Raw genomic sequence first — 561 nt, 5'->3', positions numbered from 1 at the left:
GTGGAACGTGGCAAGGGCGGGCGGTATCGCAACGCCATGCTCTCGGAGGACCTGCTCACTCTCCTGCGGCAATGGTGGAGGGTGGGGCGGCGGCAGGGCGTAATGCATCGCGACGGCTGGTTGTTTCCCGGGCAGCACGCGATGAAGCCGATCAGCACGCGGCAGCTCTATCGCGTGGTCGTCGAGGCGGCCCAGGCCGCAGATATCGCCAAGCGGGTCGGGCCGCATACGCTGCGCCACAGCTTCGCCACCCACCTTCTGGAGGATGGCACCGACATCCGCATTATCCAGGTCCTGCTCGGGCACGCCAAGCTCAACAACACCGCACTCTACGCCAAGGTCGCGATCCGGACGGTCCGCACGGTTACGAGCCCGCTCGACAAGCTCGGCCTGTTCAAGCCGGGAGAGATCTCGCCCGACGGTTGAGCCGTGCGTGTCTCGATCGAGGTCGCCGACATCTTCCGTGCTGCCGGACCCGTGGTGCGGTGAAGAACGATAGCGGACGCTAGACTAGAGCGGGATGAGATTAATTTCGGTCATAGCCTGAGTTTTCGAAGTAGT

1 protein-coding gene is annotated in these 561 nt (G+C 63.8%); it reads left to right on the top strand.

Annotated elements, in window-relative coordinates:
- Nucleotides 1-426 (top strand): tyrosine-type recombinase/integrase (locus tag AC07FD_RS36445; RefSeq protein ID WP_478353763.1); only part of this gene is annotated, 426 nt, incomplete at its 5' end.
- Between the last annotated feature and the right edge of the window lie 135 nt (nt 427-561).

Source organism: Mesorhizobium waitakense (genome assembly GCF_056431085.1).
The sequence above is the reverse complement of the archived record's forward strand: the minus strand, read 5'-3'. Positions and strand labels throughout refer to the sequence as shown.